Raw genomic sequence first — 17,040 nt, forward strand, 5'->3', positions numbered from 1 at the left:
TCCAATGAGCGCCCATCACCACCATCACGGCCGCGACCATCACCACCATGGCCACCTGCATCTGGGCACCGGCCTGCTGTCCGGGGACGAGCGCCGCCAGGCCGCGCGGCAACTGAGCCTGGCCATGATCGCCCTGGGCCTGCTTGGCCTGGGCCTGCTCTGGCGCTGGCTGGCTCCGGGGCAGGACAGCGTGGCCGATGTATTGCTCGGCATAGCCTCGCTGCTGGTGGCAGTGCCGGTATTGCGCTCGGCCTGGCATAGCCTGCTGCACCCGAGCCTGCACGGGATCACCGACCAATTGATCGCCCTGGCCATGCTCGGCGCCTGGGCCACCGGTGACCTGGCCACTGCGGCACTGTTGCCGATCATCATGATCCTCGGCCACGTGCTCGAAGAGCGCAGCATGCTGGGCTCGCAGGAGGCCATCGAAGCCCTGGGACGCCTGACACGCAGCCAGGCGCGCCTGCTCGATGCCAGTGGCCAGGTGCGCGAAGTCGACAACGCCAGCCTGGTACCGGGAGACCTGGTGGAAATACGCGCCGGTGACCGGGTGCCTGCCGACGGGCAGGTACTGGAAGGCCAGGCCAGCCTCGATAACTCGCCGATCACCGGTGAGGCACTGCCCCAGGAAGTCGGGCCAGGAGCGGACATCCACGGTGGCGCGATCAACCTCGACGGGTTCTTGAAAGTGCGCATCAGCCGGGTCGGCAGCGACTCGACCCTGGGCAAGGTGATTGCCCTGATGCAGCGCGCCGAGCAGGCCAAACCGCCGATCACCCGGTTGCTTGAGCGATATGCCGGTCGCTACCTGCTCCTGGTATTGCTGATCGCCGCGGCTACCTGGTTCATCACCAGCGACGCCCAGGCCATGCTGGCGGTGCTGGTAGCGGCCTGTCCCTGCGCGCTGGTGCTGTCGGCTCCGGCCACGGCGATTGCCGGCATCGCCGTGGCGGCGCGGCACGGCATCCTGATTCGCGGCTCGGCGTTCCTCGAAGAACTGGCGGACCTGTCGTCCCTGGTGATCGACAAGACCGGCACCCTGACCCATGGCTCGCTGCACCTGCAGCGCATCATCCCGGCGGGCAGCGAACACCCGGACAGTGAAATCATCGAGCTGGCCGCCGGCCTCGGGGCAGCGAGCAGTCATCCGGTGAGCCGCGCATTGGCGCGCCTGGTGCCTCACCAGCAATTGCCGACGCTGAGCGACGTGCATGAACGCCAGGGCTTCGGCGTGGTTGCCAGGACGAAGCGGGGAGAGGCCGCACTGGGTCGCCCGGAACTGTTCGCGCAACTGGGCATCGCCATTCCGCCGATTCCGGAACACGACGGCCCTATCGCCGGCCTCGCCCTGGAGCGCCGCTTCATCGCCTGGCTGCTGCTCGCCGACACGCTACGGCAGGAGGCCCCGCAAGCACTGGCGCAACTGCGTGAGCTGGGCCTGCACCGGCAACTGCTGCTGACCGGCGACCGGCAAAGCGTTGCCGAAGCGGTTGCGCAGCAGGCCGGTATTACCCAGGTAGTCGCCCAGGCGCTGCCCGAGGACAAGCTGCATCACGTCAACCGCGAATTGCAGGCCGGCTTCCGGCCCATGGTGGTGGGTGACGGCATCAACGACTCGCTGGCACTGAAGGCTGGTGCAGTGGGCGTGGCAATGGGGGCGGGCGGGGCGGATATTGCCCTGGCAGCGGCGGATATCGTACTGATCAACGGCGATCTGCGCCGGCTGGGCACCTGCGTGCGCTTGAGCAGGGAATGTCGGCGCACATTGCAGTGGAACGTGGTGATCGGCCTCGGCTGGACCCTGGCGATAGTGGTGGCAGCGGCCTTTGGCCTGCTCGGCGCAGCAGGCGCGATGATCGCGGCGTTGCTGCACAACCTAAGTACCTTGCTGGTGCTGGGGAATGCCGGGCGGTTGTTGCGGTTCGACGAGACAGGCGTGGAGAGTGGGTCTTGAGGGCTAGCGTTTATATAACTCAATTAAATATTCATTTAGTTTAGTTATAAGCCGGATGAATATCAGTCCGGCAGGGCACGAACCAGCCAGACGGTCAGGCCGCCACTTTCCGGATCCTCTGCAACATGATCCAGCTCCACGAAACCATGGGCTTTCAACAATGCCCGGTACTCCTGCGGATCAAGGCTGGCGTGATACAGCGTCTCGCCCTCGAGTTCGCCAAGGGCCTCGCCATGGCTGGGGCCACTGGTGAACATCAGCAATGCGCCGGGCGCCGCGTGGCGTTTGAACACCTGGAACATCCGACGCTGGTCCTCGTGCGCCAGATGAAAGAAGCTGTTCCAGGCCAGGATGCCGGCAAACTGGCGGTTCAGCGCTACGCTGCGCATATCCCCGTGAATCCATCGATGCCCGGCAAAACGCTCGCTGCACAAGGCGATCATTTGCCTCGAAGAATCCACGCCGGTCAACCCATGGCCGGCTTCGATCAGATAGCGCGCCACGGGCTGGCCGGAACCGCAGCCAAGGTCGAGGATGGCCGAGCACGGAGGCAGCAGTGAATGAAAACGTTCGATCCATTTGCGTTCGATCAATCGATCGCCACGCAGACGACTCCAGGTTCGGGCATGGCGCTCGTAAAGATCGATGATGCGCTCGGCGGATGGGTGGTGCGGCATGGATGGCAATCCTGGATCGATTCAGGGTTTGAAATGTAGTGCAGGGTTGGGGTGATTGGAAGGCATGAAGGTTCGTATAATGTATATTATGTTAAATAATATGCCATATCATGAGTGCTCATAACCTGCCTAAGCCGCTGATTGGGCAACCCAGCTCCTGGCCTCCACTTTCTTAACGAGTTATGTCTTCGTGTTCATAGGGAGTTGGATTCTGCCTCGACCTTGGCCTGGAATACCTCGATGAGCCTTTGGTTAATGATTAATTGATAGATCACGGTATGTCGTCCCTGTGTCTTTTAGCCTTTGCGGTCATTCGAAGGCTTTCACGATACAGCTCTGCCGGCGCCTCATGAGTGAACTCGACGACAGCGTCATAATTCTCTCGAATGTTTTTCCGATCTCGGCAATGTCCGCACGAAAGAACTCCTTGCGCCCATTGATATTGTTGAGCCGGCCTGATGCAAAGTGATCGTGCAGCTTTGCTTCCAACGTGGGTGCGTTGCTCGAAAAAACCATCGCATGCACGTCGAACCAGAATGGCACCGATGCGTCACCCAGTTCGTCGATACGATCCATTGGTTCCAGGCGGCGCGTTATAGCGATCATGTAGATGCCCTCACTGAATGCCCAAGGACAGCGAGGGTGAAGGGGTTAAAAGAGCATTCAGTGGTGGTATCAAGCTAAGACCATCGCTGGTGGTGACTTTCTCTCTGACTCCCGTGGTCCACCCTCTCCCGCTCATCTATAAGCAATCGACCCCCACGCCTCAACCCAGCGGCCCAAAACGCTCGACATAGAGTCCCGACACCCAATCCACAAACACCTTGACCCGCGGCGACAACTGACGGTGATAGGGATAAAGCACCGAAACGGGCAACCCAGGGCTTGGCCAGTCCGCCAATACTTCCACCAGTTGCCCGGAGGCCAGGTATTCCTCGACACGGAAGCGCGACACTTGAATCAGCCCGCATCCATTCAGGGCGCAGGTGCGGTAGAGCTCTGCGTCGTTAACCGAGATCCAGCCCCCCGGTTCATAGTCCTGCACTTGTCCGTCAACCAGGAAACTGAACGGATAGCGGATGTCGTGATTGCTGGCGAAAAAACCTACCGCCTGATGTTCCGAGAGCGCTTCCGGAGAAACAGGTATGCCATGGCGCTCCAGATAGGACGGGCTGGCGCAGACGACTTCCGGCATCAAGGCCAGGCGCTTGATCACCAGCGAGGAGTCGCGCGGATTACCGGCACGCACCACGCAGTCGATCCCTTCACTCACCAGGTCTACCAGGCGATCCCCGCAGCTGATCGCCAGCTTGATCTGCGGGTATCGGCGATGGAAATCCTGGATATGCGGCAGGATGATCTGCGACGCGTGGGAGCCGTGCAGGTCCAGGCGCAGCAGCCCTCGCGGATTGGCCGCCGATGTGCTGAGCGCCGATTCAGCTTCTTCCAGGTCGCCCAGTATGCGCTTGCACCGGTCGTAGAAGGCCTGGCCGTCGAGTGTGGGGCGAACTTGCCGGGTGGTGCGTTCGAGCAGCCGGGCACCCAGGCGCGCTTCCAGTTCCTTGATCGCCAGGGTTGCCGTGGCGCGGGGAATATCCAGGGCGTTAGCGGCCCGGGTGAAACTGCCCTGTTCGATGATGCGGATGAACAGGTGCAAGGTGTCCAGCTTGTCCATGACCGTGTCGATTGTTTTGAATGACTGAACAGTCTTACCAGATTGTCGGGATTTATCCAGCCCAGACACCCAAACAGAATGTCTTCCAGTGCAGTGGACAAACCAGCCCCGAACTTGATGGGAGGCGAAGCATGAGTGCAGTCAAAAGAACGGCCCTGGTTACAGGCGCATCCCGTGGTATCGGTCTTGCCATCGCCACCCTGGCGCTGCTGACCTCGGCAAGCGCGCTTGCCGTCACCTCACAACAACCCATGGAAGTCCGCGCGTACCACTATGGCATGCCGCTGGACGTCACCAAGGTGCTCACCAGCGAAGTACCTGACACCGTCCTCTGTCAGGTGGTGGAAGCCAGGATGACTTACCTCGATTCGCGGGGGAACGTCGAAGCCATTACCTACCGCGCGCTATCCAAGGCCTGCAGCAACAGCTGATCGAGGACCGCAATGCCCGGCACTTCTGCCAACCGGCCACCGGGACCATCCAATCATCACCGCTACGACCACTCGCCAAGGAACCGCCCCCATGAAGCCCTTCGTCCGCAACGTCGATGCCTCGCCCAAATTGCTGTTCCCCGCTCTGGCCGGGTTCTATCAGCGTGGCGAACCACTGGCCTATGCGTCGCTTCGCGCCTGCCTGGGCATTGTCATGCTGAGCCATGGTTTACCCAAGCTGCTGCGCACGTCCCATGGTTCCATGGCCGACCCCATGGCCGCCTCCATCCGGCTGATCGAGACGGTGCTGCACCTGCCGTTTCCTGAGGTCTTCGCCCTGTTGGTAGCGCTGCTCGAAGGCGTCGGCGGTGTACTGCTGGCCCTGGGCCTCGGCAGCCGTGCACTGGCGGCGGCGATGGCGGTTCAAATGGCCGCCATCGCTTACATTCTCGGCCCCAACTGGCCCTGGATCGATCGTGGCATGGAGTATCCGGTCTTGATGGCGGTGCTCTTCTTCTACATCGCCTTTCGCGGCGCCGGTCGTTATTCCCTGGACCACCTTTTCGGACGTGAACTCTGAGGCATCACAGCCGACCTGATCACCATCGCTGAAGGGTTGAGCGCCCTGGCTAGCGCAGCCCGAACCCCATCCGCGCCAGTTCACCCAGAAGCGCCTCACGCCCGTGCAGGCTCGAAACATTACGCAGCCTGCTGACCACCTGCTCCGACCAGCCCGACGCCTTCATGCCCTCGCGTTGATAGAAGGCACCCAGGCGCGCATCGTATTCCGAGAGCACCTGCTCCTCACCGGTGGTCGTATAGGTTTCGTGATGCAGCACCGCCTGCTGTGGCAAGCGCGGTTTTACCTTGGCCGGGCGCTCAGTGGAGGGATAGCCCACGCACAGGCCGAAGACCGGATAAACCTGAGGAGGCAGCCCCAGTTCCCTGGCGACGCCTTCGATGTCATTGCGGATGCCGCCGATATAGACACTCCCGAGCCCAAGCGACTCCAGGGCAACCACGGCGTTCTGCGCCGCCAGCGCTGCGTCGATGGTGCCCAGCAGCAGGCTTTCCAGGTACGGCAATGCCTCCAGTTCAACCCCTTGCTGCTCCGCGATACGCGAGACACGGGACAGGTCTGCAAGCCAGACCAGGAACAGCGGCGCCTGGTGAATATAGGCCTGGTTGCCGGCGAGTTCGGACAGACGCTTTTTGCGGCCGGCATCCTGCACCGCCACAACGCTCCAGACCTGGAGATTGGATGACGTGGAGGCGGACTGCGCCGCGGCGACCAACGTCTCGAGGGTGCCTTCAGGCAGAGGTTGATCGGTGAAAGAGCGGACGCTGCGATGATCAAGCAACTGGTCGAGGGTTTCGTTCCAGGCATCGAGCGGTGCGATGTCCTGCGCGCCATAGCGTGCTGCGAGCTTTGACTGGGCGTTGGTTGTCATGGGAATCCTCCGAAATGATAGGAGGCTATCAAATATTTGCGCGCAGGACACGGGCTGGGCTGGAATGTTTCATCTGAGGTAAGAAGGCCCGTCAGTAGATCGCATCAGGGCTGGCAGGTGCTCGTCATGGCTTTTCCGGCGTCCTTGAGACCGAGCGCCGCCCGCGCGGCGCATCGCCGGCAACGCCGGCTCCCACATTTGTTGCAACGTACCTATGCCTGACAGGCCATAGTGATCGCATTGCTTGTACGACGCGATACCGCGTCGAGCCCAACAGCCTCCCCGCAGTAGATCGCCGAACATCCAAAGGCTGGCAACGGAGATCTCACAGGCCATGGCACGTTGCAACAAATGTGGGAGCGGGTTCACCCGCGATGCGCCGCGCGGGCGGCGCTCGATCTCAAGGGCGCTGAAGATCTCCCGGCATGCGCTCAGTGGCCATAACGCGGTTCTCAGACACTGTCCCGCTCGGGTGTTGACTAAGCGGCCGGACCTTGCGCATTATCGGGAAACATTTTCTCCAGCACAGAACCACCATGATCTTGAACAACGACGACATGCCTACTGCCCAGGGCCTCCACGCCCCGGCCAGCGCATGCCTGTCCGTTGCCAAGAAATCCAAGAAACAGCCGCTCATTTGACCGGGGCGCTGTCCCGTCAGATGAGCTGACAGGACAGATAGCGCAAGGTCTCCCCCGCTTGATTCCCCTTCTCTCCTCTGGCGCCCAGTTCGGTCTACCCGAGGAGTAATGCATGTCTGATTTGCGCGGTATCTGGGTTGCACTGGCTACACCCTTCCGTTCCGGCGAGGTCGATTTCGAGGCACTTCAAGGCCTGGCGAAGAAGCTGCTCGCCGAAGGCACACGGGGCCTGGTGGTGTGCGGCACCACTGGCGAAGCCGCCGCCCTGGACAAGGGCGAACAGCTTGCGGTGCTGGATGCGGTGCTGCAGGTCGCCCAGCCGCATCAGCTGATCATGGGCCTGTCGGGCTACAACCTGCAGGAGGTCCTGGCCTTCCAGGAGAAAATCCAGCAGCGCCAGATCGCCGGGCTGCTGGTCCCGGCGCCGTGCTATATCCGACCGTCGCAGCAGGGTATCGAGTCGTTCTTCCAGACCGTGGCCGATGCCGCGTCCGTTGCCCTGGTGGTCTATGACATTCCCTATCGCACCGGCGTGCGCATCGAGCGGGAGACACTGCGCCGGATCGTGCGTCACCCGAATATCGTGGCGGTGAAGGATTGCGGTGGCGATATCGAAACCACCCTGGCCCTGATCGGCGATGGTCATGCCCAGGTGCTGGCCGGCGAAGACCTGCAGATCTTCACCCATCTCGCCTTGGGCGGTGCCGGCGCCATCTCCGCCTCGGCACATGTCCGGGCAGACCTCTACGTGCAGATGATGCGGCATATGGACGAAGGTGATGTCAGCGCGGCCCGGGCAGTGTTCTATCGGCTGTTGCCGTGGATCCAGACCGCCTTCTGCGAAGCCAATCCCGCCGTGGTCAAGGCAGCGCTCAGCGTGCAGGGTCTGATCGCCAACGAGCTGCGCGAACCCATGCAGCCCAGCGGTGCCCAAACCCTCGGACGCCTACAAACGGTGCTTGCGGCGCTGCTCTAATCAGGGGTGGTCTTGCAGCCTTGACGGTGGTGCTATCCGGCGTATCGCAGCCACCACCGCCAGGGTCGCTTCCTCCACCGTCCCTTCGTTGCGGCATAGGTACCATCCCTGCTGCAGCGCCGCCTGCTCGAAGGCCCGGGTAGCGGCGACATGCTCCTCCAGCCTGAGGATGACGGTGCTCCCCAGCCCTCGCGTGCGCGACGCTGCCCTTGCCCAGGACACCTGCGGATCGGTCAGCACGCCCACCGCCAGGTCCGGCACCTGTACGCCGCGCTCCAGGTTGATCCGCAACACCTCGGCAAACGGCACCCTGCGCCGGAATGCCGCCTCGGACGGGTACCAGCGGTCCATCAGGATGATGCTGCCTGCGGGTTGCCCCGGCAGGACCTGCCGGGAAATCCAGGCACGGCTGTCTGCAAGGCGTTCGCATACCTCCAGCTCCAGGTCCGCGTCGGGGTGCCGGGCGAGCCGATTGACCAGCGCCATGGTTTCGGCCCGGTGGGGATCGTTGTTTCGCTCGCTTAGGCGGATCACCTTTCGGCCGTCGCACCTCAGTACCCGGGTGACGGCTTCCAGTAGCGTGGTCTTGCCAGTTCCCTTGGGGCCATCCAGGGACACCAGCATTGGACGAATAAAGGACATGCTGAATCTCGCAGCGTACAGACGCCGGATTGTACAGGCCGCGGCCCGCTGCGGCGCACCTCCGATCAATCCGTGTGAACTTTGCCCCGCCTGCCGGCTTCCCCTGAATAGACCGTACCACCACCAAGGGAGTGACAGCGCATGAGAGCTTTGACCTATCACGGCGCCAACGACGTCAGAGTGGATACCGTGCCGGACCCGCAACTACACGAGCCCGACGATATTATCCTGCGGGTTACCGCCACCGCGATCTGCGGCTCGGACCTGCACCTGTACCACGGCAAGATCCCCGAAACCGAGCATGGCGACATCTTCGGCCACGAGTTCATGGGCATCGTCGAGGACACCGGCAGCGCGGTGACCAACCTGCAGGTCGGCGACCGGGTGGTGATCCCGTTCGTGATCGCCTGCGGCAGTTGCTTCTTCTGCAACCATGACCTGTTCGCCGCCTGCGAGACCACCAACACCGGACGTGGCGCCATCATCAACAAAAAAGCCATTCCACCAGGCGCAGCGCTGTTCGGCTACAGCCACCTGTATGGCGGGGTTCCGGGTGGGCAGGCCGATTACGTGCGGGTGCCCAAGGGCAACGTCGGGCCGTTCAAGGTGCCGACCAGCCTGGCCGACGACAAGGTCCTGTTCCTCTCCGACATCCTGCCCACCGCGTGGCAGGCCGTAATCAACGGGGGCGTCGGTCAGGGTTCGTCGGTGGCCATCTACGGTGCAGGCCCGGTTGGCCTGCTGAGCGCAGCCTGCGCGCGCATGCTCGGCGCCCAGACCATCTTCATCGTCGACGACAACGACTATCGCCTGGCCTACGCCCGTGAAGCCTACGGGGCGATCCCGATCAACTTCGAGCAGGACGACGACCCGGCCGATAGCATCATTCGCCAGACCCCGGGCATGCGCGGGGTGGACGCGGTGATCGATGCGGTCGGTTTCGAAGCCAAGGGCAGCACCACCGAAACGGTGCTCACCGCGCTGAAGATCGAAACCAGCAGCGGCAAGGCGCTGCGCCAGTGCATCGCTGCGGTGCGCCGCGGCGGCGTGGTCAGCGTGCCCGGGGTCTACGCCGGCTTTATCCACGGCTTCATGTTCGGCGATGCGTTCGACAAGGGCCTGACCTTCAAGATGGGCCAGACCCACGTGCAAAAGTACCTGCCGGAGCTGCTCGAACATATCGAGGCCGGGCGGCTGCAACCGGAAATGATCGTCACCCACCGACTGGCCCTGGAAGAAGCGGCGCTGGGCTACAAGATGTTCGACCAGAAGGAGGATGACTGCCGCAAGGTCATCCTGGTGCCGGGTGCGGCGGCCGGAACCCTGGGCACGGATTACGTATGAAGGAGAACGCAACCATGATCGATCCAGCAACAGGCATGAAGGCCGGCGAACGCTACCAGGTGGAAAGCATCGAACGCGCCCACCAGTTCCCGGGGTTTTTCCTCGATGGCAAGTACTACCTCGGCCCTGAACTGCTCACGGCAGTGGGCTGGCTGGAGGGCACCCGCTTCATCTACGACAGCCTCGATCCCGAGGGTGAGCCGGTGTTTCCGGACCGGGTCGCCGGGGAGATCCGCGACCTTGCCCTGACCCTGGTAGACGGTGCCGTGCTGCCGGTGACGCTGGTGGAGGCTTCGGCCTTCGTCGAACCGGAGGACGGCTGGGAGCCCGTCGAACAGGCTTCACCGAAGTTGCACAAGGCGCCGGGCCTGCTGCTGGCCGGGGCGATGGTGCTGCTGGGCGGCGTTGCCCTGGCAACGCTGAGGCGTCGCAGGTACTGAAGCCGCATCGATCGATACGGGGCCGGCAAGGCCCCGTATTCCTTCAGGCCATCTGGATATACACCGAGTAGCTGCCCAGCACGATCCAGAACACCAGGAAGATCCACGGCGTGCGCAGGGAAAACAGCAGCGACTTGCGATGCCCGACCCGCGAGGTTTCCGCCTCGCTGAACAGCGGCGACTCGTCATAGGCCAGGCCCATCATCGGCTCGCTGCGCAGCAGATGGCTTTGCTTGAGCTGCCAATGCTCGATGATCTTGAACGCCGCATGGATGCCCGGCCAGGCATTGAGTGAACTCAACACGCCGAGCAATGCCAGGAACGGCGCGACCATCAGGGTAAAGCTCGGACCCCAGCCGGGATTCAGGTTGCCCATGCACGACACGAAGGCGATCACCAGGAACGATTGCGCGGTGAGGTAGGCGTCGGTGCGGTTGGCCAGGATGCTGGTTTCGTACTGAATCTCGCGGCGGTAGAAATCCAGGCGTTCCTTGGGCGAACCGAACATCATGGCATTGCGCTCGTTGATCTCGTGTTCGGGGGTGGACGGGGTGATGATGCGCGGCACTCGATGCTCCCGGTGGCATTTGAACGTCTGCGGTAGAACCAGGCACGGCATAAAGATTCAGTGGAATCGCGGCACAGGACCGCTCGTCGCACCGACCAGGGATCCACCTCAACCCTGCACGGCCCTGTCTTTCGAATCCATATCAGCCTTATCGATCGAAGGAGAATCGCCATGCACGACTACCCTACCCCGCCTTTCCCCACCCAACCCCAGGACGTCCCCGGCTCGCAGCGCAAGATGGAGCCATACCCCGACTGCGGCGAACAAAGCTATACCGGCAGCGGTCGCCTGCAGGACAAGATCGCCCTGATCACCGGCGGCGACAGCGGCATTGGCCGCGCCGTGGCGATCGCTTACGCACGCGAAGGTGCGGATGTGGCCATCGCCTATCTTGACGAGCATGAAGATGCCCAGGAAACCGCACGCTGGGTAGAGGCTGCCGGGCGCCAGTGCCTGTTGCTGCCTGGCGACCTGGCGAGCAAGGCGCACTGCCAGGATATCGTCGAGAAGACCGTGGGCCGGTTCGGCCGCATCGACATCCTGGTCAACAATGCTGCGTTCCAGATGACCCGGGAAAGCCTGGACGACATCGACGACGAGGAATGGGTGCGCACCTTCGATGTGAACATCACCGCCATGTTCCGCATCTGCAAGGCCGCGTTGCCGTCCATGCCTGCCGGCAGCTCGATCATCAATACCAGCTCGGTCAATTCCGACGACCCGACTCCGACCCTGCTGGCCTACGCCACCACCAAGGGCGCCATCGCCAACTTCACCGCAGGCCTTGCGCAGTTGCTCGGCAGCAAGGGCATCCGCGTCAACAGCGTCGCGCCGGGTCCGATCTGGACGCCGCTGATCCCGGCGACCATGCCTGAAGACGCGGTGAAGAACTTCGGCTCGCAAACACCGCTTGGCCGTCCGGGCCAGCCCGTCGAGGTGGCGCCGATCTATGTGCTGCTCGGCTCGGACGAAGGCAGCTATATCTCGGGCTCGCGCTATGCGGTGACGGGCGGCAAGCCGATTCTCTGATCAACCGGCCTGCGGCCGGATCAGGTATTCCACCAGACTGGCCGCACAGGCTGTTATGCCGTCCATCACGACCATCTCGAAACCGTGGGTATTTTCCGTAGGAATGGCGATGCAGCCCGCGCGGGCATCGATGCCGCTGCTCAGCACCGCGCTGGCATCCGAGGCAAAATCTACCAATAGCGCCGCCTGTGGGTCATACCCTGCCCGCGTGCAGGCCGCGAGCAAGCCCTGTACCACGCTGCGGCTGTAATAGCCCTTTTGGTCACCCGTATTGACGATCGGGTCGGCGCACAGGCGCGTGCCGTACTCATCGAGTACAGGCCCGACCTCGACGGCGAGGGTAGTGTTGCCCGGCAGCCATGAAGCGGCGTACATGGCACCGGCATTGGATTCCTCCTCCATCGTGGTCAACACGAACCAGACATCCTGCTGCAGTTGCTCGCGCCGTTCGACCAGGCGCCTGGCGCATTCGATGACCGCGACCAACGGCGCGCGGTCATCGAGAAAGTGCGCTGCAATACAGTCCCCTACGCGGAAAGGCTTGCGCCAGTGCTGGCTGAAAACCACACGTGTACCAGGGCGAACCCCGGCGCTTTCGAGCTGCGCCCTGGTCTGGCGGGTGACGACATGCACATCCTTCCACTGCACCGCCCCCTTGAGCACGTCACGCCCGTTGGCACTGTTTCCGCTGTTATGCATGGACCCGTAGGACAGCACTCCGGGACACACCAGGCGGTCGCCAAGGATATCCACCGGGCAGACCCCGAAGCTGATCGGCTGCGCGCCGCCCAGCGCCAGCACTTGCAGGGTGCCGTCGGGCATGACGTTCTTGACGATCATGGCGATCTCGTTCAGATGCGCCATGACCCTGATCGATGAGGCAGGGTCAGCGTCGCCCCCGGCACGGATCACTGCGACCAAGTTGCCGGCCTCGTCGATGCGGGTTTCATCGCAAAGCGGCTCCAGCATCCGCTGGCAGATCACCCGCACCTCGTCCTCCTGGCCACCGGGCCCACGAGCGGCCAGCAGTTCTTCCAATAGCGTGGCGATATCCACCCTTGCAGCTCCCTTGTGCGTCGATGCTGCGGTTGACCGCCGCGCGCGGCAGCGCGTTCAGCCTGATTCCGGACGAACTCCCGGCTTCGCCGGCCTGTCCCAGAAACAGACCCCACCGTTCAAGAGGCCGCACCGTGACCACAGACTCGACCCCTGACACCCAACACGGCGAACCTCGACGCGACCAGGGCGGCTGGCTGCTGCTGGAGGAATATGCGGCGCTGGGCGATGGCCGCTCGGTGGCGCTGATCGGACTGGATGGTTCCATCGACTGGTGGTGCGTGCCGCACATGGACTCGCCGCCCTTGTTCGACCGCCTGCTGTCGCCCAGGACTGGCGGCTATTTCGCGATCACCCCCTGCGGAGCCTTTCGCACCGAGCGGCGCTACCTGCCCGACAGCAACGTGCTGGAAACCCTGTTCATCACCCCCAGCGGCCGCGCGCGCCTGGTCGAATCCTTGAACAGCGGCCCGGCCGGGCGCCTGCCCTGGGCCGAACTGGCGCGGCGCATCGAAGGCCTGGAAGGCAGCCTCGAGTTCGATGTCGCCATCGATTTCGGCACCCAGGCCGACACCGTCAGCCCCTACCTGGCGTCGAACGACAATGGCTGCGTGTTCTATGCCGGCGACATTCTCGGGCTGTTCCTGCATGACGAACGGCTGGCCATCCAGCGCAAGGACGATCTCGGCGTCAGGGCCCGCGCCCGGGTCTCGAAGGGCGAGAAAACCGTGCTCGCGCTGATCGCCGGGCACAACGAGCCGTTGGTGGTACCGGCATTGGAACTGATCGACCAGCGTATCGACGGCTCCGACCGCGAATGGCGGCAATGGGCAACCACCCTGCACTACGACGGACCGTACAGGTCCACGGTGGTACGCAATGCCCTGGCATTGAAACTGCTGCTGTCCTCGCCCAGCGGTTCGATCATGGCGGCGGCGACCACGTCGTTGCCCGAGCGCATCGGTGGCCTGAAGAACTACGACTACCGCTTCGCCTGGATCAGGGATGCCAGCTACACCATCGAAGCCTTCATCGGCATCGGTGCACAGCCGGAGGCCAAGGCGGCCTTCACCTGGTTGTTGCGCCGCCTCGGCGAGCACGGGCCGCGGGTGTTCTACACACTCGATGGCGCCCTGGGCGAGTGCGTGCGGCCCGTTGACCTGCCCGGCTACAAGAACTCCCCGCCAGTGGTCGGCAACGACGCGCGCGACCAGCTCCAGCACGGGGTGTACGGCGATATCTTCGAGACCGCGCGCTGCTTTATCGACAGCGGCAACATCCTCGACACCTCCAGCGCCATGATCCTCTCGCGCCTGGCCGACCAATGCGCGGACCGCTGGCGTCAGCCGGACGCCGGGATCTGGGAGCTGCAGCAAAGCCGCCACTACACCACCTCGAAGATCAGTTGCTGGCAGGCACTGAGCCGGGCCATCGAACTGGCTGATGGCGGGCACCTGCCGACCACCTGCCGCGAACGCTGGCAGCGCGAACGCGAGCGGGTCCGGGCGTGGATCGAGAAGCACTGCTGGAGCGAGGCGCGCCAGGCGTACCTGTTCTACCCGGACAGTGATCGCCTGGATGCATCCGTGGCCCTGGCCGTGCGCTTCGGCTACCCGTCGGTGGAACGCTTGCGCAGCACCCTGGACGCGGTCCATGAAGAGCTCGGCGCCGGGGCTTTCCACTATCGCTACAGCCAGGCCGCACAGGAGGAAGGGTGCTTCCTGGCCTGCACCTTCTGGCTGATCGAGGCCTGGGCCCTGCTCGGCCAGGACGAGCGCGCCCGGTCCGCCTTGCACGATGCGCTCGCGGGCCTTGCCCACGGCGTGGGCATCTACTCGGAAATGATCGATCCCGGGCTGGGCCATTTCCTCGGCAACCTGCCCCAGGGCCTGACCCACCTGGCAGCCTTGCGCGCCGCACTGGCCATCGGCGGCCAGGGGCCGCAACGTTGATCGTGCCGGCCATCATCGGCATTGAACCCTTTCGCTTGAACCCGGCTCCACCCCTGTGCAAGACCGTGTTTATCCAGCCCATGAAGAGGTGAATCCATGAACGCTATCGAGCTGCTGACCAAGGACCATGAACTGGTGAAAAAGCTGCTGGAGGAGCTGTCCTCCACTACCGAGCGCGCCGTCAAGAAACGCGCCGAGCTGCTGCACCGCATCGAGCAGGAACTGCAGATCCATACCCAGCTGGAAGAAGAAATCCTCTATCCGGCCATCAAGCAGGCCGGCGGCAAGGAAGAGGCGAAGATGTACTACGAAGCCAAGGAAGAACACCGTACCGTCGACTCCCTGGTGATTCCCGACCTGCTGGAAACCGAACCCGGAACGGTGGAGTTCGCCGGGCGGGTCAAGGTCATGAAGGAGTTGCTCGAGCACCATATCGAGGAAGAGGAAAGCGAGCTGTTCCCGACCGCGAAGAAGCTGCTGGGCAAGGCGAAGCTCGATGAACTGGGCCAGGCCATGGAGATGCAAAAGAAGCTGCTCAAGGGCGAGCAGCGCGCGGCCTGATGCAACATGCCTGCGCGCCCCGCCAGGCGCGCAGGCTTGAGCCCTACTGCGTAGGCGATTCGGTATCGATGAAGGGCGGAACCTGCGCCAGCGGGAATTCCCGACGCTGCTCACGCTGCGCAGTGCGCCTCGACTCCAGCGGCTCCAGGCGCTGCGGCTGCCCGCTTTGCAATGCCCTCTCGATCGCCATCACCACCCGCACGTCCCGCCATCCTTCTTCGCCATCGGGCTCCGGCTGCCGGTCCTGCAGGATGCAATCGGAGAAATACGCGGTTTCGCCGGCGAATTGATCGACCACCGGGTGCACCTGCTCTCGGGCTTCGCCGTCCAGGGTGGCACGGTAACTGATCGCTACACCCTCCCCATAACCGAAGCAAGGCGACGCTTCGATCTCACCCTTGGTGCCGAGCAACTGGAAACGCTCGCTGTCGGGCAGGCAGTAGCTCAGGGTGAACTGCGCCAGGCGTTCCCCCGGAAACCGCAGGCTGACCGTGACCGTATCCCAGGTGTCCACGGCGCTGCCGGGTGAATGGACACCGATGGCCGACACTTCGATCGGCTCGGCGTTGAACAACTGGCGAACCATGTTCAGCGGATAGGGGCCCATGTCTGGCACCGGGCCGGCGCCGAAGCCGCTGTGCGCCCGGTGATTGGTGGGCTTGACCGTCTGGGTGAAGGTAGAGGTGAACAGCCGCGGGTCGCCGAAATCACCGGCGCGGACCCGACCGATCATGTCCAGGGTGCCCGGCTCGCAATGCAGGCGATAGGCAATCATCAACTTGGCCCCGGAGCGTTTGGCGGCGGCGATCATCGCCTGGCAGTCCTCTTCGCTGGTAGCCATCGGCTTTTCCAGCAGTACGTGGATCCCCGCCTCCAGGGCCGGTACCACGAACTCGCGATGGCGGAAGTTCGGGGTGGCGATGTACAGCGCATCGACCTCGCCTGAGGCCAGCAACGCGGCGTAGTCCTCGTAGGCGTATGCCTTTAGGCCGTATCGGTCGGCCAGCTTCGTGGCCTTCTGTGGATCGCCGGTCACCAGCGCAGTCATTACCGAGTTGTCGGTCTGCCCGACGCCGGGCATGAACGCACCCTGGGAAATCGAGCCGCCCGCCACCACGCCATATCGAATCTTGCCTTCTGCATTGGGCATGTTGCCCTCCTTGTAGTCTTTGACACGCAGAAGTGTTGGCAAGGCGCAGCCCAGAGCGGTTCCATAAATTTGCTTGAACCGCGCTCCGGGCCATTCAGTCACACATCGAAAGGTACCACAGAGGGATTTATCGGATGGAATACTGGATCGACCTGCTGGACTGGCCGGCCATGGCGCTGACCGTACTGGCTGCCTGGTGCATCGGTTCGCGCCGCCCGGGACGCCGCAAGCTCGGCTTTTGCTGTTTTATCGCCAGCAACCTGCTGTGGGCCCTATGGGGCTGGCAGGCACAGGCCTGGGCGTTGATCGCGTTGCAGGTGTGCCTGTGCGCCATGAACCTGCGTGGCTGGAAGAAAAACACCCGGATGGATGCCGAGGCAACCGTTGCGAAAGCCGCCGACACCTAAGTCGGCAATTCGTTCAGCCGGCGCCTTGCAAAAGCCCGGCGACCGGCTAAGTTTGTGACAACCGTCAAATTAGCCATCAAAACAAT

At 63.2% G+C, this 17,040-nt stretch carries 17 protein-coding genes and 1 pseudogene; 10 read left to right on the forward strand and 8 right to left on the reverse strand.

Going from position 1 to position 17,040, the window contains the following annotated elements; translation table 11 throughout:
* Positions 1 to 4 precede the first annotated feature (4 nt).
* Positions 5 to 1,954: a heavy metal translocating P-type ATPase gene (locus ACKLLE_RS01270; RefSeq protein ID WP_420056498.1), complete on the forward strand. Its 1,950-nt coding sequence runs from the start codon at positions 5 to 7 to the stop codon at positions 1,952 to 1,954.
* A gap of 62 nt (positions 1,955 to 2,016) precedes the next feature.
* Here the strand turns inward: ACKLLE_RS01270 and ACKLLE_RS01275 are convergent, their stop codons facing one another.
* The 3 genes from ACKLLE_RS01275 to ACKLLE_RS01285 form a co-directional block, all read right to left on the reverse strand.
* Positions 2,017 to 2,631, reverse strand: a complete 615-nt coding sequence (locus tag ACKLLE_RS01275; protein ID WP_420056499.1) for a class I SAM-dependent DNA methyltransferase — start codon at positions 2,629 to 2,631, stop codon at positions 2,017 to 2,019.
* A 309-nt stretch (positions 2,632 to 2,940) separates the two neighbouring features.
* On the reverse strand, positions 2,941 to 3,237 hold the full coding sequence (locus ACKLLE_RS01280) for a GIY-YIG nuclease family protein (protein WP_420056500.1): 297 nt from the start codon (positions 3,235 to 3,237) through the stop codon (positions 2,941 to 2,943).
* 160 nt (positions 3,238 to 3,397) lie between these two features.
* Positions 3,398 to 4,306 (reverse strand): LysR family transcriptional regulator, encoded by a 909-nt coding sequence (locus ACKLLE_RS01285; protein ID WP_420056501.1) that lies wholly within the window; start codon positions 4,304 to 4,306, stop codon positions 3,398 to 3,400.
* 131 nt (positions 4,307 to 4,437) lie between these two features.
* On the opposite strand from ACKLLE_RS01285, the gene ACKLLE_RS01290 reads away from it, so the two are divergent.
* Positions 4,438 to 4,737, forward strand: a complete 300-nt coding sequence (locus ACKLLE_RS01290) for a DUF2790 domain-containing protein (RefSeq protein WP_420056502.1) — start codon at positions 4,438 to 4,440, stop codon at positions 4,735 to 4,737.
* Positions 4,738 to 4,828: 91 nt separating this feature from the next.
* Complete coding sequence (locus ACKLLE_RS01295) at positions 4,829 to 5,317, forward strand: DoxX family protein (RefSeq protein WP_420056503.1); 489 nt, start codon at positions 4,829 to 4,831, stop codon at positions 5,315 to 5,317.
* 49 nt (positions 5,318 to 5,366) lie between these two features.
* Here ACKLLE_RS01295 and ACKLLE_RS01300 read toward each other — a convergent pair whose 3' ends face one another.
* Positions 5,367 to 6,188 carry an NADPH-dependent oxidoreductase gene (locus tag ACKLLE_RS01300; protein WP_420056504.1) on the reverse strand — a complete coding sequence of 274 codons (822 nt, stop codon included), beginning with the start codon at positions 6,186 to 6,188 and terminating at the stop codon, positions 5,367 to 5,369.
* Positions 6,189 to 6,941: 753 nt separating this feature from the next.
* On the opposite strand from ACKLLE_RS01300, the gene dapA reads away from it, so the two are divergent.
* Positions 6,942 to 7,805: a 4-hydroxy-tetrahydrodipicolinate synthase gene (gene dapA, locus ACKLLE_RS01305; protein WP_420056505.1), complete on the forward strand. Its 864-nt coding sequence runs from the start codon at positions 6,942 to 6,944 to the stop codon at positions 7,803 to 7,805.
* On the opposite strand, the gene ACKLLE_RS01310 is transcribed toward dapA, so the two are convergent.
* Positions 7,806 to 8,447, reverse strand: coding sequence for a dTMP kinase (locus ACKLLE_RS01310; protein ID WP_420056506.1), 642 nt, complete (start codon positions 8,445 to 8,447; stop codon positions 7,806 to 7,808).
* Positions 8,448 to 8,588: 141 nt separating this feature from the next.
* Here ACKLLE_RS01310 and ACKLLE_RS01315 point away from each other — a divergent pair, with 141 nt between their 5' ends.
* Complete coding sequence (locus ACKLLE_RS01315; protein ID WP_420056507.1) at positions 8,589 to 9,791, forward strand: zinc-dependent alcohol dehydrogenase; 1,203 nt, start codon at positions 8,589 to 8,591, stop codon at positions 9,789 to 9,791.
* Between the two features lie 14 nt (positions 9,792 to 9,805).
* Positions 9,806 to 10,099, forward strand: a pseudogene (locus ACKLLE_RS01320) (short chain dehydrogenase); the annotation flags it as partial.
* A 175-nt stretch (positions 10,100 to 10,274) separates the two neighbouring features.
* Here ACKLLE_RS01320 and ACKLLE_RS01325 read toward each other — a convergent pair.
* Positions 10,275 to 10,799, reverse strand: a complete 525-nt coding sequence (locus ACKLLE_RS01325; RefSeq protein ID WP_420056508.1) for a hypothetical protein — start codon at positions 10,797 to 10,799, stop codon at positions 10,275 to 10,277.
* 171 nt (positions 10,800 to 10,970) lie between these two features.
* Here ACKLLE_RS01325 and ACKLLE_RS01330 point away from each other — a divergent pair, with 171 nt between their 5' ends.
* Positions 10,971 to 11,828, forward strand: a complete 858-nt coding sequence (locus ACKLLE_RS01330; protein ID WP_009405380.1) for an SDR family oxidoreductase — start codon at positions 10,971 to 10,973, stop codon at positions 11,826 to 11,828.
* On the opposite strand, the gene ACKLLE_RS01335 is transcribed toward ACKLLE_RS01330, so the two are convergent.
* A complete protein-coding gene (locus ACKLLE_RS01335; protein WP_420056509.1) occupies positions 11,829 to 12,884 on the reverse strand; it encodes a M28 family peptidase in 1,056 nt (351 codons plus the stop codon). It lies immediately after the preceding gene.
* A gap of 197 nt (positions 12,885 to 13,081) precedes the next feature.
* Between ACKLLE_RS01335 and ACKLLE_RS01340 the strand changes: the two genes are divergently transcribed.
* Together ACKLLE_RS01340 and ACKLLE_RS01345 are read left to right on the forward strand one after the other, a co-directional pair.
* On the forward strand, positions 13,082 to 14,836 hold the full coding sequence (locus tag ACKLLE_RS01340) for a glycoside hydrolase family 15 protein (protein WP_420056671.1): 1,755 nt from the start codon (positions 13,082 to 13,084) through the stop codon (positions 14,834 to 14,836).
* A 96-nt stretch (positions 14,837 to 14,932) separates the two neighbouring features.
* On the forward strand, positions 14,933 to 15,397 hold the full coding sequence (locus ACKLLE_RS01345) for a hemerythrin domain-containing protein (RefSeq protein ID WP_009405377.1): 465 nt from the start codon (positions 14,933 to 14,935) through the stop codon (positions 15,395 to 15,397).
* A gap of 43 nt (positions 15,398 to 15,440) precedes the next feature.
* On the opposite strand, the gene ACKLLE_RS01350 is transcribed toward ACKLLE_RS01345, so the two are convergent.
* Positions 15,441 to 16,547, reverse strand: coding sequence for a Gfo/Idh/MocA family protein (locus ACKLLE_RS01350; protein WP_420056510.1), 1,107 nt, complete (start codon positions 16,545 to 16,547; stop codon positions 15,441 to 15,443).
* Positions 16,548 to 16,681: 134 nt separating this feature from the next.
* Between ACKLLE_RS01350 and ACKLLE_RS01355 the strand changes: the two genes are divergently transcribed.
* The gene (locus ACKLLE_RS01355; RefSeq protein ID WP_420056511.1) at positions 16,682 to 16,954 is read left to right on the forward strand and encodes a hypothetical protein; all 273 of its coding nucleotides are present in this window, start codon (positions 16,682 to 16,684) and stop codon (positions 16,952 to 16,954) included.
* Positions 16,955 to 17,040 lie beyond the last annotated feature (86 nt).

This window comes from Pseudomonas bharatica, from assembly GCF_048586865.1.
GTDB classification, from domain to species: domain Bacteria; phylum Pseudomonadota; class Gammaproteobacteria; order Pseudomonadales; family Pseudomonadaceae; genus Aquipseudomonas; species Aquipseudomonas bharatica.

Bases quoted from the DNA above. Each gene is read 5' to 3' on its own strand.
- ACKLLE_RS01270 (WP_420056498.1), top strand. From the start codon at position 5: ATGAGCGCCCATCACCACCATCACGGCCGCGACCATCACCACCATGGC.
- ACKLLE_RS01275 (WP_420056499.1), bottom strand. From the start codon at position 2,631: ATGCCGCACCACCCATCCGCCGAGCGCATCATCGATCTTTACGAGCGC.
- ACKLLE_RS01280 (WP_420056500.1), bottom strand. From the start codon at position 3,237: ATGATCGCTATAACGCGCCGCCTGGAACCAATGGATCGTATCGACGAA.
- ACKLLE_RS01285 (WP_420056501.1), bottom strand. From the start codon at position 4,306: ATGGACAAGCTGGACACCTTGCACCTGTTCATCCGCATCATCGAACAG.
- ACKLLE_RS01290 (WP_420056502.1), top strand. From the start codon at position 4,438: ATGAGTGCAGTCAAAAGAACGGCCCTGGTTACAGGCGCATCCCGTGGT.
- ACKLLE_RS01295 (WP_420056503.1), top strand. From the start codon at position 4,829: ATGAAGCCCTTCGTCCGCAACGTCGATGCCTCGCCCAAATTGCTGTTC.
- ACKLLE_RS01300 (WP_420056504.1), bottom strand. From the start codon at position 6,188: ATGACAACCAACGCCCAGTCAAAGCTCGCAGCACGCTATGGCGCGCAG.
- dapA (WP_420056505.1), top strand. From the start codon at position 6,942: ATGTCTGATTTGCGCGGTATCTGGGTTGCACTGGCTACACCCTTCCGT.
- ACKLLE_RS01310 (WP_420056506.1), bottom strand. From the start codon at position 8,447: ATGTCCTTTATTCGTCCAATGCTGGTGTCCCTGGATGGCCCCAAGGGA.
- ACKLLE_RS01315 (WP_420056507.1), top strand. From the start codon at position 8,589: ATGAGAGCTTTGACCTATCACGGCGCCAACGACGTCAGAGTGGATACC.
- ACKLLE_RS01330 (WP_009405380.1), top strand. From the start codon at position 10,971: ATGCACGACTACCCTACCCCGCCTTTCCCCACCCAACCCCAGGACGTC.
- ACKLLE_RS01345 (WP_009405377.1), top strand. From the start codon at position 14,933: ATGAACGCTATCGAGCTGCTGACCAAGGACCATGAACTGGTGAAAAAG.
- ACKLLE_RS01350 (WP_420056510.1), bottom strand. From the start codon at position 16,547: ATGCCCAATGCAGAAGGCAAGATTCGATATGGCGTGGTGGCGGGCGGC.
- ACKLLE_RS01355 (WP_420056511.1), top strand. From the start codon at position 16,682: ATGGAATACTGGATCGACCTGCTGGACTGGCCGGCCATGGCGCTGACC.